Source organism: Ignavibacteria bacterium (assembly GCA_017302895.1).
Lineage (GTDB): Bacteria > Bacteroidota > Ignavibacteria > Ignavibacteriales > Ignavibacteriaceae > UTCHB3.
Genome location: JAFLBV010000004.1, coordinates 299,293 through 314,570, shown reverse-complemented (window position 1 = coordinate 314,570; position 15,278 = coordinate 299,293). Strand labels below are relative to the sequence as shown.

At 43.2% G+C, this 15,278-nt stretch carries 15 protein-coding genes; 12 read left to right on the top strand and 3 right to left on the bottom strand.

Annotated elements, in window-relative coordinates; all coding sequences use genetic code 11:
• Positions 1-60 precede the first annotated feature (60 nt).
• On the top strand, positions 61-1,509 hold the full coding sequence (locus J0L60_15640) for a T9SS type A sorting domain-containing protein (GenBank protein ID MBN8547562.1): 1,449 nt from the start codon (positions 61-63) through the stop codon (positions 1,507-1,509).
• Positions 1,510-1,888: 379 nt separating this feature from the next.
• Here the strand turns inward: J0L60_15640 and tnpA are convergent, their stop codons facing one another.
• Positions 1,889-2,344, bottom strand: a complete 456-nt coding sequence (gene tnpA, locus J0L60_15635; GenBank protein ID MBN8547561.1) for an IS200/IS605 family transposase — start codon at positions 2,342-2,344, stop codon at positions 1,889-1,891.
• A 276-nt stretch (positions 2,345-2,620) separates the two neighbouring features.
• Positions 2,621-4,450 (bottom strand): hypothetical protein, encoded by a 1,830-nt coding sequence (locus J0L60_15630; protein MBN8547560.1) that lies wholly within the window; start codon positions 4,448-4,450, stop codon positions 2,621-2,623.
• A gap of 76 nt (positions 4,451-4,526) precedes the next feature.
• On the opposite strand from J0L60_15630, the gene J0L60_15625 reads away from it, so the two are divergent.
• Positions 4,527-6,389 carry a hypothetical protein gene (locus J0L60_15625; GenBank protein ID MBN8547559.1) on the top strand — a complete coding sequence of 621 codons (1,863 nt, stop codon included), beginning with the start codon at positions 4,527-4,529 and terminating at the stop codon, positions 6,387-6,389.
• Here J0L60_15625 and J0L60_15620 read toward each other — a convergent pair whose 3' ends face one another.
• A complete protein-coding gene (locus J0L60_15620) occupies positions 6,390-7,037 on the bottom strand; it encodes a hypothetical protein (protein ID MBN8547558.1) in 648 nt (215 codons plus the stop codon). It lies immediately after the preceding gene.
• A 211-nt stretch (positions 7,038-7,248) separates the two neighbouring features.
• On the opposite strand from J0L60_15620, the gene rsxC reads away from it, so the two are divergent.
• The 10 genes from rsxC to J0L60_15570 are packed head-to-tail and all read left to right on the top strand — an operon-like array spanning position 7,249 to position 15,263.
• A complete protein-coding gene (gene rsxC, locus J0L60_15615) occupies positions 7,249-8,589 on the top strand; it encodes an electron transport complex subunit RsxC (GenBank protein ID MBN8547557.1) in 1,341 nt (446 codons plus the stop codon).
• A gap of 1 nt (position 8,590) precedes the next feature.
• Positions 8,591-9,571, top strand: coding sequence for an RnfABCDGE type electron transport complex subunit D (locus tag J0L60_15610; protein MBN8547556.1), 981 nt, complete (start codon positions 8,591-8,593; stop codon positions 9,569-9,571).
• Positions 9,568-10,128: an FMN-binding protein gene (locus tag J0L60_15605; GenBank protein MBN8547555.1), complete on the top strand. Its 561-nt coding sequence runs from the start codon at positions 9,568-9,570 to the stop codon at positions 10,126-10,128. Before J0L60_15610 ends, J0L60_15605 begins: the two co-directional genes overlap by 4 nt.
• On the top strand, positions 10,125-10,820 hold the full coding sequence (locus tag J0L60_15600; protein MBN8547554.1) for an electron transport complex subunit E: 696 nt from the start codon (positions 10,125-10,127) through the stop codon (positions 10,818-10,820). The genes J0L60_15605 and J0L60_15600 overlap by 4 nt, the downstream gene beginning before the upstream one ends.
• 1 nt (position 10,821) lies before the next feature.
• Positions 10,822-11,394, top strand: coding sequence for an electron transport complex subunit RsxA (gene rsxA, locus J0L60_15595; protein MBN8547553.1), 573 nt, complete (start codon positions 10,822-10,824; stop codon positions 11,392-11,394).
• Positions 11,395-11,413: 19 nt separating this feature from the next.
• Entirely contained in the window at positions 11,414-12,121 is a 708-nt protein-coding gene (locus J0L60_15590) for a NusG domain II-containing protein (GenBank protein ID MBN8547552.1), read from the top strand.
• 4 nt (positions 12,122-12,125) lie between these two features.
• The gene (locus J0L60_15585; GenBank protein MBN8547551.1) at positions 12,126-13,121 is read left to right on the top strand and encodes an FAD:protein FMN transferase; all 996 of its coding nucleotides are present in this window, start codon (positions 12,126-12,128) and stop codon (positions 13,119-13,121) included.
• Between the two features lies 1 nt (position 13,122).
• Positions 13,123-13,926, top strand: coding sequence for an RnfABCDGE type electron transport complex subunit B (locus tag J0L60_15580; protein ID MBN8547550.1), 804 nt, complete (start codon positions 13,123-13,125; stop codon positions 13,924-13,926).
• 4 nt (positions 13,927-13,930) lie between these two features.
• Positions 13,931-14,389, top strand: coding sequence for a SoxR reducing system RseC family protein (locus tag J0L60_15575; protein MBN8547549.1), 459 nt, complete (start codon positions 13,931-13,933; stop codon positions 14,387-14,389).
• Between the two features lie 13 nt (positions 14,390-14,402).
• The gene (locus tag J0L60_15570) at positions 14,403-15,263 is read left to right on the top strand and encodes a sulfide/dihydroorotate dehydrogenase-like FAD/NAD-binding protein (GenBank protein ID MBN8547548.1); all 861 of its coding nucleotides are present in this window, start codon (positions 14,403-14,405) and stop codon (positions 15,261-15,263) included.
• Positions 15,264-15,278 lie beyond the last annotated feature (15 nt).

The following is a 15,278-nucleotide window of genomic DNA, read 5'->3' as shown; positions in this document are numbered from 1 at the left end:
AATTAAACAAACATTTTGAATAACTTGAAATCACAAATTCATTTAATGAGGAGAAACGCTATGAAAAAACTCTTTACGGCTGTAGTTTTAGTTGCAGCCATGGCTTCTATGGCTTTCGCCCAGAATGCTGTGACATTCAAAGTCAACATGGGAAAACAGGTTACCCTCGGTAACTTCGATCCTAATGCAGATACTTTGTTTGTCAGTGGCGCATTCAACGGGTGGGGCACTGGAAACCCAATTCCAAAACCTGCAAACAACGATTCAGTTTGGGTAGTAACCGTTCCTGCAGTTGGTGCACCTGGTGCAACTGCTGAATACAAATTCAGATTCAGAGATGTCTCTGCTGCTGCTGATGTATGGGAAAGTGTCGCTAACAGAAGCCTCACCGTTGCCGGTGATCCGACTGTTCTCGATGTAGTATACTTCGACAACAACGGTTATCAGTCTACAACAAACTTAAGTCTTACATTCTCGGTTAACATGGAACTCGAAAGACTTTCAGGAAGATTCACACCATCAGAAGATACCGTTTCAGTAAATGGTAACTTCAACGGCTGGACTTCGAAAGTTAATATCATGCTTCCAAGTGCAAACCCTGATGTTTACGAAGTAACCTTCAACAAAGAAGTTTCACTTGGTGAAGAACTTAACTACAAATACTGGTACACACCTAATGCATGGGAAAGCCGCGCAAACAGACAGTATATCATCACACAGGATGATCTCAATGCCGGTTTCCTCGTACAGGAAGGCACATACAATGACGGTAGCCTTGCAACCGTTATCAATCAGCCATGTACAATTAAGTTCACAGTGAACACAAACGGAGCAAGCGGTCCTATCGGTCCATTTACCTCTGTTACCAACGCTATCATCGCCGGTTCATCAGCTCCATTGGGATGGCCAGGTGGCGGATGGCCAACAAGTGACTCAGCAATAGTTATCAGATTATTTGATGACGGAACCAACGGTGACCTCGTAGCCGGTGACAAGATATTCTCAAAGAATGTACTTTTCCCTGCTTACACTTCACTCGGTCTCGAATACAAATATGGTCTTAACTTTGGATTGGCAACAAACCAGGGTTCGAACGATAACGAAGCCGGTGTTGGCAGCAACCATACACTCAACTGGCACATCAATTATGTAAGTGCAACTGCTGTTGATACTTTCGGTAGAATCACCACTGCAAACCTTATCAATGTCGTTACAGGCGTTAAGGAAATTGACAACAATATTCCTAACAACTATTCGATGACACAGAACTATCCTAACCCGTTCAACCCTTCAACATCTATCCGTTTCAGCATTCCTGAGACAGGTAATGTAAGAATGGTAGTTTACAATGCAATCGGTCAGGAAGTAGCAGTTCTCGTTGATGAGCAAAAATCAGCCGGTAGCTATGAAGTAAGCTTCGATGCAGCTAAATTACCTTCAGGTATCTATCTTTACACAATTCAGTCAGGCAGCTTTAGCCAGACCCGTAAAATGATGCTCTTAAAGTAATTCAACTGTAACTGAATTATTGTAAAAAAGGCTGCTTGAAAAGGCAGCCTTTTTTTTTGTCCATCACGATTGAATACCCCCGAAGCGGGGTTACATGTTCGTAGAGGGGTTAAATGTTCGTAGCATTAAGATGCACAAACCTTTAATACCTCCGAAGCGGGGTTAAATGTTCGTAGCATTAAGATGCACAAACCTTGAATACCCCCGAAGCGGGGTTACATGTTCGTAGAGGGTTAGATGTTCGTAGAGGGAAGAATATCAAACCTTGAATACCCCCGAAGCGGGGTTAGATGTTCGTAGAGGGAAGATTATCAAACCTTTAATACCCCCGAAGCGGGGTTAGATGTTCGTAGAGGGTTTAATATTCGTAGAAGTTTATTCACTCCTTCCACAAATATTCTTTTTTATATTCGATCCCATACGAAGTTAAAAACTTCTCATATTCCTCTGTAAAACTGTTTCTGTGATGATGAACTTCCTGATCTTTAATGTATCCAATAATCCGACTCATCTCTGATTTACCAATTGAAAATGCCCCAAAACCTTCCTGCCAACTGAATCTCCCAACTGATAATCTTTTCTCATTAACAAAAAGGGATGAACTTCTTTTTATCTCTTTTACTAATTCCGAGATAGATATATCGGGAGACATACCTAACAAAATATGAACATGATCCATGTCACCATTAATGATGTACAATACTTGTTTTTTATTGGCTATAATACCGGCAATATATTTGTAAAGTTCCTCTTTCCAGTGTTTTGAAATCAGCCTTTCTCGTCTTTTAACGGAAAAGACAACATGAATATAAAGTTGAGTAAATGTACTTCCCATGATTGACTCATTAATATGAAAAAAATGTCTTCAAAAAATAAGAATTGGCATTCAAATATCATAAAAACTCTACGAACATATAACCCCTCTACGAACATGTAACCCCGCTTCAGGGGTACTCAAGGAATCATGTTGTTGATCTACGAACATATAACCCCTCTACGAACATGTAACCCCGCTTCGGGGGTATTCAAAGAATCGTATTGTTCATCTACGAACATCTAACCCCTCTTCGGGGGTATCACTAATTATGGGTTATTCCTCTTTGATACAATTCTACCTTATGTTCTTCAGTTGTTCTGCGAGTTGGGCAGCTCCGGGCAAGTGGGGATCGACCTGAAGGCAGCGGGTGATATAAGTTTTTGCGGATGAGTAATCTTTCAGGTTGATGTATGCTCCTGAAAGATTGTAGAGTGTCTGGGCATCATTTCCGTTGTAATTAAGGCTTTCACTCAACCATTTTTTGGCTTCTTCAGCCTTACCGTCATTCAGAGCAAGAATACCGAGCCATTTTGTAGAGAATGCTCCGGGTTTAACGGCATAACTTTCCCGAAATATTCTGCCACTTTCGGAATAGAGTTTAATTTGAAGGAATGCATCTGCCAGCATATCGTAGAATGTGGTCTGGTAATGGAATTGCGAGATCAAAACCCTGAATTCTTTTTCCATTCCGGAAGGATCATTTATGGTTGTAAAATACTGTGCAGCTTTTATGTGGGCGTCATGCCATTTGATATCTCCTTTTGCCGACATCAAAGCCAGGGAATCGAGCATTGTTACGGGTTTCCTTATCTGTTCGAGAGTCAGTTTCTTTCCGTTTCTCACGAAGGGCCATTGCGACATTATCCCGGCTAATCTGTATTCTGCAATCAGTGAATCAAGTTGAGAAAACGCAAATTTTGAAAAAACCAGACTGTCCAGTGATTCGCTACCGGGTTGAATTGCAGGCGACCCGGAAATCTTTCCCGATTTGATGATAGCATCAAGAAAAATATCTGCCAGCAAATTGTAACCGGTAAGATTCGGATGGAGATGATCAACCATCAGCGATTTCCCGGGGACACCATTTTCACTTCGAGCAGAAAAAACCGAATCAGCTTTTACCACCGAAAAATTCAGCGCAGCAGCGTTCTCCATAATAATTTTGTTAAATTCTTTCGGAGCCCTGAATCTCAGTTCATCCAGCTCTTTTGCTTCGAGAAACTTTACCGAAGCCTCTGTGGACTTTCCTGACTTTAGTAGTTGGTTGGCTTCATCCCATGCTTTCCCGGCACCCGAGAGTTCGGGATAGAAGGGTGGCTGGTCTGCCAGATTGGAAACCAGGGTACTTGCAATTACGGGGATATTATTTTTCTTAAGTGCGGTGAGGATTTCAGAAAGATTGTATCTGAACTGTTCCACTCCTGCATTATAAAGATCTGAACCAATGGGAATCAGTTTATCTTTTGCAAGCGCCTCCATCAATCCTTGTGATTCCGAGAGATTACCCGGGGAGGAAGAAAAAATGGAGCCTATCAATTTCATTACTTTAAGATTGCCTGCCTTAAGCATAAATCTCGTTACACCCGGAGAACTCGCGATCCCTGTTTGTGAAGCAGCACCCAAAGCGCCGTAATATTCATTATGACCCGTATAGACGAGAACCAGATCAGGTTTTTGGGCTATTACATCTTCGAGTATATCCAAAATTGCATAAGAATTGATCGCCGCAATTCCTAAATTTACGACTTCAAACTTTTTTTGTGGATACAAAAGTTTGAGCTTGAGATCGAGAAATCTGGAGAATGAGCCGTTCGGTTCATAGGGAAATCCTGCGGCACTGCTCTCCCCGAGGATAAAAATCCTGAGCGTGTTTGGGTCTTTATCTTTTAGAAAAACATCGTTTATGGAATGGGGGACAAATTGCGATCCCTTGAAATATCGACGGGTAAGGTCCGGGTTAAGCATCAGGAGTTTTTCTTCGGTACCCGGTACGGTAATGAATACAGGTTCATCCTTTGCATATCCACTTACGCGCAGCACCACTTCGAGCAATGCGATAAGGACGAACGGTGCGAGGACTGTCAGGAGATAGAAAGATAAAGGATATTTCTTTTTGTTTTCCATTTTCTCAGATGTAATTAATAAAATCAAGCGTCTAAACTTCGTGAAATATTGACTATTATAAAACAACAAAATAACTATGAAAATTAAGCCTCTACTCCATATTTTAATTTTGTCCCTCCTGTTTTCATCCTCAATTACTGCACAATTAAAAAAGGATGTGGTGGCGAAGATCGGTGACAGGGAGATAACCGACAAGGAATTTATACTCCGCTATGAGATGACGCCAAAGTATCTTGCTCATGTTAAGGGGGCACAAAGTGCGCTGAAGGAGGAACTGATTTACACCGTGGCTGCTGAGAAGCTGTTCGCTCTCGAAGCTGAAATACTCAGGCTTGACACCATCAAAGATGTCAAAAAAAGAATAGACCAGTTTGAGAAACTGTTCGCGAGCGATGCCCTTTTCAAAGTGGAGATTATCGACCGGATTGATCAGACCCAACAGACCCTTGCAAATGAAATGGCGAAGGCGATCACAAAGATCGAACTAAGGGCAATTAGAAACAGTAATGAAAATGAAATTAACAGGGCCTTTGATATCCTCAAATCAGGTGTTTCGTTCGATTCACTTTTCTTTGGCATTTACGGCGAGCGTGCATTCGAGAATATGCTCACCTATACCTACGGCATGTTTGATTACGATATTGAATCAAAACTTTATCAGAAAAAGCCGGGAGAATATACCGAACCGGTTCAATTTAACAATATGTGGTATATCTTCAAGATTGATCTCAAAAGAGACTCATCTTTTAAGAACTCCACTGAAATAGAAAATGAATTCGCCCGTGTGAAGAAACTTTATGTGGAAAGACTCACCGACAAATACTACAAGATTTTTAAAAAAGATTTCTTCAAGGGACTAAAAATCAACACAGATGCGAGACTTTTCTCGTTGTTCCTCGATAGATTTCATTCCGTACTGAAAGAAATGTACGAAAATGATAAAAGTTTCAGGGAGTCGCTCAGTAAAGATGCAAAGTGGACATTAAAAGGTGATTACTTCTATCTCATAAAAAAAAGTATTCCTGCAGACTCATTAAAGTTGCCATACTTCTCCCATAATGGAAAGGAGTATCCTCTCGAAGATTTTATCTACTACCTCGCAGGTGATGTGAGGGAGATTGAGTCGATCGATAAAAACAAGTTGTCGATAAAAGTGAAGAACTGGACCCGGGACTATATCGAATCCGAACTGCTCGCTGAGGAAGCAATGAAAAGAGGTTTGCATAAAAAACCTGATGTGCGGCGTGAGTTTAACATATGGAGGGATTTTACACTGTCAAATGCCTACCAGATGCTTTATGTGGATTCTGCTAAAATAAGTGACGAGGAAGTAAAGGACTACTTTATCAAGCGAAATTCGGGTAAATCCGGTGGCATAAACATAAAGCTTCTCCGTGCTGTGAGCAGCAACCTCGATCAGCTTTCTGCTATGCTGACCAGGATCGATTCCGGAGTCGATTTCTCCCTTTTAGCTGCAGAAGTAAACGGCAGCCGAAATTCAGAAATAAACGGGAACTCTGACAAATTTGTACCCGCCGCTGATTATGGTGAAGCAGGAACCATCGCGCTTAAACTAAACCCGGGAAGGATATTCGGGCCCGTCAAAGTTGGGGAAGAATATATGATTCTGAAACTTGTCGACAAAAAAACAGATGACATCGTTTACGATGAAGAGTACGAAGTAGTGAAAGACAAGTTGAAACGGGATCTGGGTTTCCAAAAATATTTCAAAGCGATGGTAAACAATACCGCAGGTCTGGCAGAAAAGTATAAAACAGAGATTGACATCAAAAAAATTGAAGACTTGAAAGTCACCGAAACCAACTCAATATATTTCCGTTACATGGGATTCGGAGGCAAACTTACAGCATTTCCTCTTTCAAAACCGTTTACCGACTGGGTGGAGGTATGGATGAAACAGAGGAGTCTGAATCCCTGATTAAACCTCGGGAGTAAATCCAATCTTTTTGTTGAATGCCACTATCATTCTCCAGATGGCGAATGAGAAAAAAGGAGCAACGAAGATATCGATTGTGTAGTGGACATGTTGCAGCAGGATAAAGACAGCCATAATCAGGGCGAGGAAAACCAGTATGTATTTTCGTATCTTCGCCGCAACCACCATGCTCAAAAGGATAGCTACAGAGAAATGTCCCGAAAAGAAGAGGTCGTGCTTAAGAACGATTCCCGAACTCAGCGATGAGATAAACGGATCGTAGAGGGGAATCAAAGTCTCTGGTGCTTTTAGCGGGAGAAAAGTCATCGCCACGAGACGCGAGCCAAGCAGAAAAAAATAGGCCTGAAATCCCATCATAAAGCGGATGGGCTTATCTGAAAAATAGTGAAAGGTTATAAAAACACCCCCGTATAGGGCGATAAAAGTAAACCATGTGAGATCTATTGGCGAAAACAAAGTCAACAGCGGATCATCAAAACTGAAACCCTTCCTGAACTCATTCCATTCAAGCACTCTCGGTGCAAAGTATGCCAATGCCAGACTGAATACGACTGTTGCGATAAAATACCATTTAAAGCTGCCACTCGACAATGTCTCTTTCCAGATTCCGGCTGATCTCTTTATGCTCACTCTTTCTGTATATCTCCATTAAAATTAGAAATTGAAACTCCAAATATAACAATGAGTGTAGAGTATCAAAGGTCACATTTTATCAATAAATAGAAAATATTTATTGATTTTGAAAATCGTCAGAATGAAAAAGGGCTATTTGAATTACAAAGACTGTTTTGGCGTGGTATAATTTTTGATGTAGAATGATGCCACAAATAAAAGTATATAAATGTTCAGATCATTTAGCACTAAAGGGACTTTCAAAGGTGGAGTGCATCCTGCGGAATCTAAAGAGTTATCGAAGGATAAGCCATTTGAAAGTATTCCAAGTCCAAAGACTGTTTATCTTCCTCTTTCCCAGCATGCGGGTAAGGAATCAAAACTGCTCGTCAAAAAAGGGAGTCCTGTGCGAAAGGGTGAGTTGCTTGCTGAGTCCGATGGATTTATTTCAGCACCGGTACATTCACCTGTAACCGGAACAGTAACAAAAATAGCGAAGACCGCACATCTCTCAGGCGTCCCAAAAACTGTGATAGAAATTGCGGTGTCTGAAGATAGTGAGCCGCTGTATCAGGAGCCGCTTGACTACCGGAAAGCCACGAAGGAAGAACTCCTACAAAGAATAAAAGAGGCCGGAATTGTAGGCATGGGTGGGGCTGCATTTCCCGCGTTTGTCAAGTTATCCCCGCCACCCGGCAAAAAAATCGAAAAATTGATAATAAACGGTGCCGAATGTGAACCGTACCTGACGCGTGACTACCGTTTAATGCTCGAATACACAGACCAACTGATCGGTGGCGTCGAAATTCTCATGAAAATTCTCGGGGTTGAGTGCGTTATCGGCATCGAGGACAATAAACCTGAGGCAGTAAAGGCACTTAATGACAAACTCAAAAGCAGAAAAGACATCGTTGTGGAAGTGTTGCCTGTAAAATATCCGCAGGGCGCCGAGAAAATGCTGATTTATGCGGTTACCGGGAAAAAAGTACCCCCTGGAAAACTGCCAATGGATGTCGGTGTGGTCATGCAAAATGTCGGCACAGCCGTATCTGTTTACAAAGCAGTTGTGGAGGGTGAACCTCAGATAACTGCTTTTGTGAATGTAACAGGCGAGGGAATTAGTGAAGCAAAAAATCTGATTGTCCCGATCGGAACACCGGTATCGCATGTTTTGGAATGTTGTGGCGGATTGAAGCCCGAAGCAATTAAAGTGATTGCAGGAGGGCCAATGATGGGAGCGAATTTGTATGACTACTCTGCTCCTGTGATGAAAGCTACATCAGGAATTCTGGTACTTACCGAAGTAGAATCGAAACCCCAGGAGGCTATCCCGTGTCTGAGATGCGGAAAGTGTGTGGAGGTTTGTCCCGTAAATCTCCTGCCAACCCGTTTGTCACAATTCTCAAAATTGCAAAGATTCGAAGATGCTGAATCTGCAGGAATCCTCGTCTGCATGGAGTGTGGCTGCTGCGCATATGAGTGTCCCGCAAATATTCCTCTTGTTCAATGGATAAGACTTGGAAAAAAAGAGGTAATCCGGTTGAAGTCTCAGGAAAGGAAGAGTGCCTGATATGGAAAACAGCAGTACAGTTGAATTGAAATCGAAGCCCGTTCTTACGAGTACACCGCATGTCCATTCTTCATTGAGTGCACAAAAAGCGATGTGGCTTGTGGTGGCATCACTTCTTCCACCGCTTGTTATGGGGGTCGTCTATTTCGGATTGTTCCAACTCGTAGTTGTTGCCTCTGCCATTGCCGGAGCATTGCTGACAGAGTATGCCATCAAGTATATCAGGAAGCAGAAAGTTTCTTTGATGGACGGAAGTGCGGTCATCACCGGTCTACTGCTGGGATTGATACTTCCTCCAAACTTTAATCCTGTCTTCGCTTTTATCGGGTCTGTCGTGGCAATTGGATTCGGAAAGGAAGTGTTTGGTGGACTGGGATATAACATATTCAATCCGGCTCTTGTGGGCAGGGCGTTTTTACAGGCTGCGTATCCCGTGGCGACAACGACATGGACACCCCCGTCTATGGCCGTTGATGCAGTGACCTCGGCGACACCATTAAGTCAGTATAAGTTTGAAGCGATCGCATCCAAAGGTGGAATTGACCTGATGTCACTTTTCCTCGGAAATGTCGGCGGATCGATCGGCGAAACTTCCGCCCTTGCAATACTGCTTGGGATGATCTTTTTGGTTGTAATGAAGGTTTTGAACTGGCGGGTTCCTGTCGCGATGATTCTGGGAATGATACTTTTCGCTGGGATATTCTGGCTTCTTGACCCCGGAAAATTTGCATCGCCATTTCACCATCTTTTTATGGGTGGTTTCATGTTTGGTGCTGTTTACATGGCGAGCGACTGGGTTACATCTCCAGTTACAAACAAGGGGATCTGGATTTATGGTGTCTGCATCTCACTGATCGTAATAATGATCAGGCTTTTTGGCGGACTTCCCGAAGGTGTAATGTACGCAATATTGATTATGAACGGATTTGTACCGCTTATAAACAGATATACAAAACCTGTAATTTTTGGAGCGGAAAAATGAACACTGTAGTTAAGATGTTACTTACGCTCCTGGTGATTGGAGCTATTTCGGGTGGACTGCTCGCAAAGATTTTCGAGTGGGCTGATCCTCAGATTAAATTGAATGCCCAGAAAGAGACTGAGAGAGCGATATTTATCGTTCATCCTGACGGAAAAAAACAGGAAAAAGTCTCAGGTACTACTTCAGACCTCTATAAAGTAATGGATGGGAGTGGAAAAGTCATCGGTTACGCTTTCCCATGCAAGGGAAATGGATTTCAGGGACTGGTGAAGCTGATGATGGGTGTTACACCCGATCTGAAAAAGATTACCGGTCTTACTGTTATCGAGCAGGTTGAGACTCCCGGTCTCGGTTCAGAGATCACCAAAGAGGGTTTTACCTACCAGTTCAAAAAGGTGAATCCTGATCCTCATATTGTCGGGAAAAAGGGTGCTGCCGAATCACCCAATGACATAGTTACTATCACCGGTGCCACTATCTCCTCCAAAGCCGTCGTTAAGATAATGAATGAAGGATTGGACGAACTAAGAAAACTTAAAAAAGAGGGGAAAATATGAGCAAAACAAACAGCCCTCTTAACGATTTCATGAACGGTATCTGGAAGCAGAATCCGATATTTAAACAGGTGCTGGGTACATGTCCTACTTTGGCGGTAACGGTTTCGGTAATGAACGGCATAGCGATGGGGCTCGCCACAACATTTGTGCTATTTTTTAGCAGTGTGATCATTTCAATGATCAAGAAACTGATTCCCAATCAGGTGAGAATTGCGGCTTATATCGTGGTAATCGCAACTTTCGTAACAATAGTTGATATTGTAATGAAAGCTCAATTCCCTGAACTGAGCAAGTCACTTGGCCCATTCATTCCCCTGATAGTAGTGAACTGCATTATCCTCGGAAGAGCTGAAGCTTTTGCATCGAAGAATACAGTAGTCAGATCGGCGTTTGATGCACTTGGTATGGGTGCGGGTTTTACACTGGCGCTCCTTGTTCTTGGCGGGATAAGGGAGATTCTCGGATCAAACCAGCTTTTGGGAACGGTCATTCTTCCAGCCACAGTCGAACCGATGCTGATATTTATTTTGCCTGCCGGGGCTTTTTTAACCCTTGGGATCTTGTTTGGTACGGCAAATTTCTTCGAACAGAAGAAAAAAGAGAATGCACTCCAAAAAGCTATAGAAGCCGACCGGGCATCGCGTCAGGTTGCACTTCCTGTTGAACAACATAATGAGGGAGAGGAGGCATAAAATGGACCTGCTTATTGTATTTCTTTCTGCCGCAATAGTTAATAATTTTGTGTTGTCATATTTCCTCGGAATTTGTCCTTTTATCGGTGTTTCGAATAAACTGACATCTGCCTTTTCGATGGGACTTGCAACGACATTTGTACTGGTGCTTACGGCTGTGGTGACCTGGATGATAAATCATATGATACTGATTCCTGCGGGGCTCGACTACCTGCAGTATGTCTCATTTATTCTCGTGATCGCATCCCTTGTGCAGTTTGTGGAAATGTTCATCAAGAAAACATCGCAACCCCTCTACAGGGCACTCGGTATTTATCTGCCTCTGATAACGACAAACTGTGCGATACTAGGGCTCGCTCTTTTTATGGCATTACGGGATTATGACATGATGCAGAGTATCTTCTTCGGTCTTGGTGCAGGCACCGGTTTCACTCTCGCACTTGTGATCATGGCGGGAATCAGGGAAGAACTGGAGCTTGCCGATATCCCAAAGCCGTTCAGAGGAGTTCCGATTACTCTCATTACTGCGGGATTGTTAGCCATGGCGTTCATGGGTTTTTCAGGTTTGATATAAAACTATTTGGAGTTTAAAGATGATTAACAGAAGAGATTTTTTGAAGATATCCGGGCTTGCTGTTGTAGCTCTTGGAAGTGGTGCCGGATTGAGGAAATTGTTTACCACCCGGGAGAGGGACATCACGCTTGCAGCACTTCTGCCTGACAATAACAGACTGATTGCGAAAGTGATAAACGAACTCGCAGGAGAGGCTGATATCAGACTGAAGCCTTCCACAACCCTGCTGATGGGGGAATCCACTCTCGTTTCAAGACTCAGAAATATGGGATTCAGTCCTGACCGGCTGGAAAACCCGAATTTCGTAATCTCAATTTCGAGAATTCCGGCTGGGAGTAAATCCGATATTTTTGTCAAAACCGGTGATTTGGAAATACTGACACCCGAGTCAGGATTCACTTCCGGTCTAAAACAGTTGAGAAGAGAAATCAAGGATACCGATGCTGCAATTCTTATGAGCATAAGACCCTTTGCAGGATACGACAGCAGAAAAGAAAAGTTTGTTGTCATTGAATCCGAAGGTAGACAGGTCGAAAAGGTTTCTCTTACAGGTGTTGAGAAAGAGATCAAAGTTTATGGCGGAAATGTAATTTCAGTCGGAAACGGCAGGGCATTTGTGAAAGAACACGGCTGTAAACATGGAATTTGCAGAAGCATGGGGCATATCGCACTTCCGGGTGACATGATAGCATGCGCTCCTCACAAAGCCGTGATTACCGTCGTCTAAAAAGATGATTAATAAAAAAGCCATCCTGTTTTTGGCGGCATTTATTCTCTTTTTCGTGATCGGACTCTTCTTTACCGGTGTGGAAAAAGAGGCTCCGAAGAGGGTGAAGCAGATTATTCCAGCAATGGGCACGATTGTTGAAGTACAATTGCAGGAAGGGGATGCTTCTGAAAATGAAAAAGCTTTCAAAGCGGCTTTTGACGAGATCAGGAGGATTGATTCACTCTTCACAGATTACAATGACTCGAGTGCCATTGGCTCCTTAAATAAAGTTGATTCTGGAAAAGTGACTGTTAATCCTGAGGTGGTTGCTCTGATTAAAAGAGGGTTGGAGCTGTCTCCAAAAACAGAGGGAGCGTTTGATATTACTCTCGGAAGTGTGGTCTGCCTTTGGGGATTTAAGGATGGAAGCATGCACCTGCCCGCATCCGATTCCATAAAAATTGCTCTTGGAAAATCCGGCATCGACAAAATAAAAATTATTAACGACAGTCTGATCGGGAAAAAAGGCAAAATTTACCTCGATTTGAGCGGAATTGCAAAGGGGTATGCTGTTGACAGAGCCTTTTACATTCTTGAAAAGACGGGCGTTAAAAGTTTTCTGATAAATGCGGGCGGTGAAATCAGGGCTAAAGGGGAGGGGTGGACAACCGGAGTTCAGGACCCCTTCAACGCAAGCGGAATTGTCGAAATTTTATATCCCGGCAAAAAGGCTGTTGCGACATCGGGTGACTATGAAAACTTTTTTGAGGTTGATGGGAAGCGCTACTGCCACCTCTTCAATCCGAAAACAGGTTTTCCAGCCGCTAAAGTTTCGTCGGTTACAGTTCTTGCTGATGATGTGACGACCGCGGACGCACTTGCCACGGCGTTTTTTATTCTCGGAATTGAGAAAAGCAGAGAGTTGATTAAGAATTTCCCCGGGTGTGAATTCATGATTATCGATAAAAACGGTAACAGGCATTATTCACCGGGTTTCAAAGATTATACAAGGAGTTGAAATGGACACTCAATTTATAATTGCACTTGTCACCATGGGAGGACTCGGTTTTATATTTGCCGGTGCTCTTGCGATAGCGGACAAAAAATTACGGGTTGAGGAGAATCCCCTGATTGGCGACATCAATGATGTTCTTCCCGGTGCAAACTGTGGTGGATGCGGTTATGCAGGGTGTTATGATTTCGCAGTAAATGTGGTCGAGAAAACTGCAAAGACCAACGGATGTCCCGTCGGAGGATCGGAAACCGCCCTCTCGATTGCCCGCCTGATGGGTGAAGAAGCCGGTGAGGTTATCAGATTTTTACCCAGGGTTCTGTGTCGCGGTGGAAACAAGGAGGCGGTTCAGAAATATGCGACCTATCATGGACCACTCACCTGCAGCGCGATGGATCTTCTTTCGGGGGGTGACAAACTTTGCTTCTACGGTTGTTTGAGTGGTGGCGACTGCGTTACAGCATGTCCTTTTGGTGCAATGGTAATGGGTGAAAACGGACTTCCCGAGGTTATTGAATCGCTTTGTACCGGTTGTGGCATGTGTGAAAAGGCGTGTCCGAGAAACATAATTGAAATGCATCCTGCAAACAGGAAAGTGTTCGTTTTTTGCAAAAGCCATGACGATCCAAAAACTTCGAAGGCTGTATGTGCAGTCTCCTGTATGGGTTGCAGCATTTGTGCCAGAAAATCGGATGGTGGAGTGGAGATGGAAGACAATCTCGCAGTGATAAAATACGGTCTACTCGATGCTGAAAAAATTCCTTTTGAAAAATGCCAGACAAAAGCTATCCGAATGATAGAGATTAATTAGGCAAATGATGGAAGTCTTCACCGAGGAAGGAATTATTCTCGAGAAAAAAGGTGATCTCGCCGAAATTGCCATTATGGATAAAGGCAATTGTAAAACCTGTGCCGCGAAACCATTTTGCAGTACAAACAGCGACGGGGTTTACTCCAGACTCACAGTGCTCGACAATCTGGATGCAAAACCGGGCGATGAAGTGGTGGTGGAAGTGAAGGGAACCGATATCCTGAAGGCTGTAATTATGGTTTACGGTATTCCTCTCTTTCTTTTCATATTTACGATCGGAATCGTAATTTATTTTTATGACGGGAGTCCGAATAAAGAGTTAATAGCTTTCCTTTCTTCCCTCACAGTTTTGGCGTTTTACTACGGTTTTCTAAAACTTCGCGGGTCATCAGGAAAAATTGATAAAAAGAGTTTACCCAAAACTGTAAAGATCAAAAGGTCTTTTCAGTCAGTCAATAATTAAACACGGTAGGTTAATGTTTAAGATAGTTTCAGCACAATTTTTGGCACCCGAAGTGAAGAAATTCGAAATTGAGGCACCAAAAATAGCCGCAAAAAGAAAAGCTGGTCAGTTTGTTATAGTTAGAATTTCGCCGCAGGGTGAGAGAATTCCCCTGACAATTGCAGATTCCTCAATCGAAAAAGGAACGATAACGATTATTGTTCAGGGAATAGGGAAAACAACCAAAGAGATCAACTCACACGAAGCCGGTGATTCATTCCTCGATGTGGTGGGACCCCTCGGACTTCCTTCCCACATAGAAAATTTCGGTACAGCCGTTAGCATTGGTGGCGGAGTCGGTACAGCAATTGCATTCCCGACAGCTAAAGCCCTCAAAGAAGCCGGCAATCACACCATTTCCATTATTGGCGGTAAGACAAAGGAATATGTCATCCTTGAAGATGAACTGCGGGCGATTTGTGATGAAGTTTTTGTGACCACGGATGACGGAAGTTACGGTTATCACGGCTTTGTTACAGGAAAGTTGAAAGAACTGATCGAATCGGGACAGAAAATTGATTTCGTCCTCGCCATCGGACCCATCCCGATGATGCGGGCAATCGCGGAAGTTACCCGGCCATACGGAATAAAAACTGTTGTCAGTTTGAATCCGGTGATGGTGGATGGAACAGGGATGTGCGGTGGTTGCAGAGCGGTTGTTGGCGGTAAAACGGTTTTTGTTTGTGTGGACGGACCCGAATTTGACGCACATGAAGTTGATTTTGACCTACTGATAAAAAGAAACAACACTTACAGATCGGAAGAGAAGAACTCCCTCGAGCATCATATCTGTAACATTGACAAACAATATGCAGAAGCAGTAAAAACATTTTAAGACCCTTTATTAATA

Excerpts from the sequence above, each read along its gene's own strand:
- J0L60_15640 (MBN8547562.1), top strand. The coding sequence starts at position 61 with ATGAAAAAACTCTTTACGGCTGTAGTTTTAGTTGCAGCCATGGCTTCT.
- tnpA (MBN8547561.1), bottom strand. The coding sequence starts at position 2,344 with ATGGGAAGTACATTTACTCAACTTTATATTCATGTTGTCTTTTCCGTT.
- J0L60_15630 (MBN8547560.1), bottom strand. The coding sequence starts at position 4,450 with ATGGAAAACAAAAAGAAATATCCTTTATCTTTCTATCTCCTGACAGTC.
- J0L60_15625 (MBN8547559.1), top strand. The coding sequence starts at position 4,527 with ATGAAAATTAAGCCTCTACTCCATATTTTAATTTTGTCCCTCCTGTTT.
- rsxC (MBN8547557.1), top strand. The coding sequence starts at position 7,249 with ATGTTCAGATCATTTAGCACTAAAGGGACTTTCAAAGGTGGAGTGCAT.
- J0L60_15610 (MBN8547556.1), top strand. The coding sequence starts at position 8,591 with ATGGAAAACAGCAGTACAGTTGAATTGAAATCGAAGCCCGTTCTTACG.
- J0L60_15605 (MBN8547555.1), top strand. The coding sequence starts at position 9,568 with ATGAACACTGTAGTTAAGATGTTACTTACGCTCCTGGTGATTGGAGCT.
- J0L60_15600 (MBN8547554.1), top strand. The coding sequence starts at position 10,125 with ATGAGCAAAACAAACAGCCCTCTTAACGATTTCATGAACGGTATCTGG.
- rsxA (MBN8547553.1), top strand. The coding sequence starts at position 10,822 with ATGGACCTGCTTATTGTATTTCTTTCTGCCGCAATAGTTAATAATTTT.
- J0L60_15590 (MBN8547552.1), top strand. The coding sequence starts at position 11,414 with ATGATTAACAGAAGAGATTTTTTGAAGATATCCGGGCTTGCTGTTGTA.
- J0L60_15585 (MBN8547551.1), top strand. The coding sequence starts at position 12,126 with ATGATTAATAAAAAAGCCATCCTGTTTTTGGCGGCATTTATTCTCTTT.
- J0L60_15580 (MBN8547550.1), top strand. The coding sequence starts at position 13,123 with ATGGACACTCAATTTATAATTGCACTTGTCACCATGGGAGGACTCGGT.
- J0L60_15575 (MBN8547549.1), top strand. The coding sequence starts at position 13,931 with ATGATGGAAGTCTTCACCGAGGAAGGAATTATTCTCGAGAAAAAAGGT.
- J0L60_15570 (MBN8547548.1), top strand. The coding sequence starts at position 14,403 with ATGTTTAAGATAGTTTCAGCACAATTTTTGGCACCCGAAGTGAAGAAA.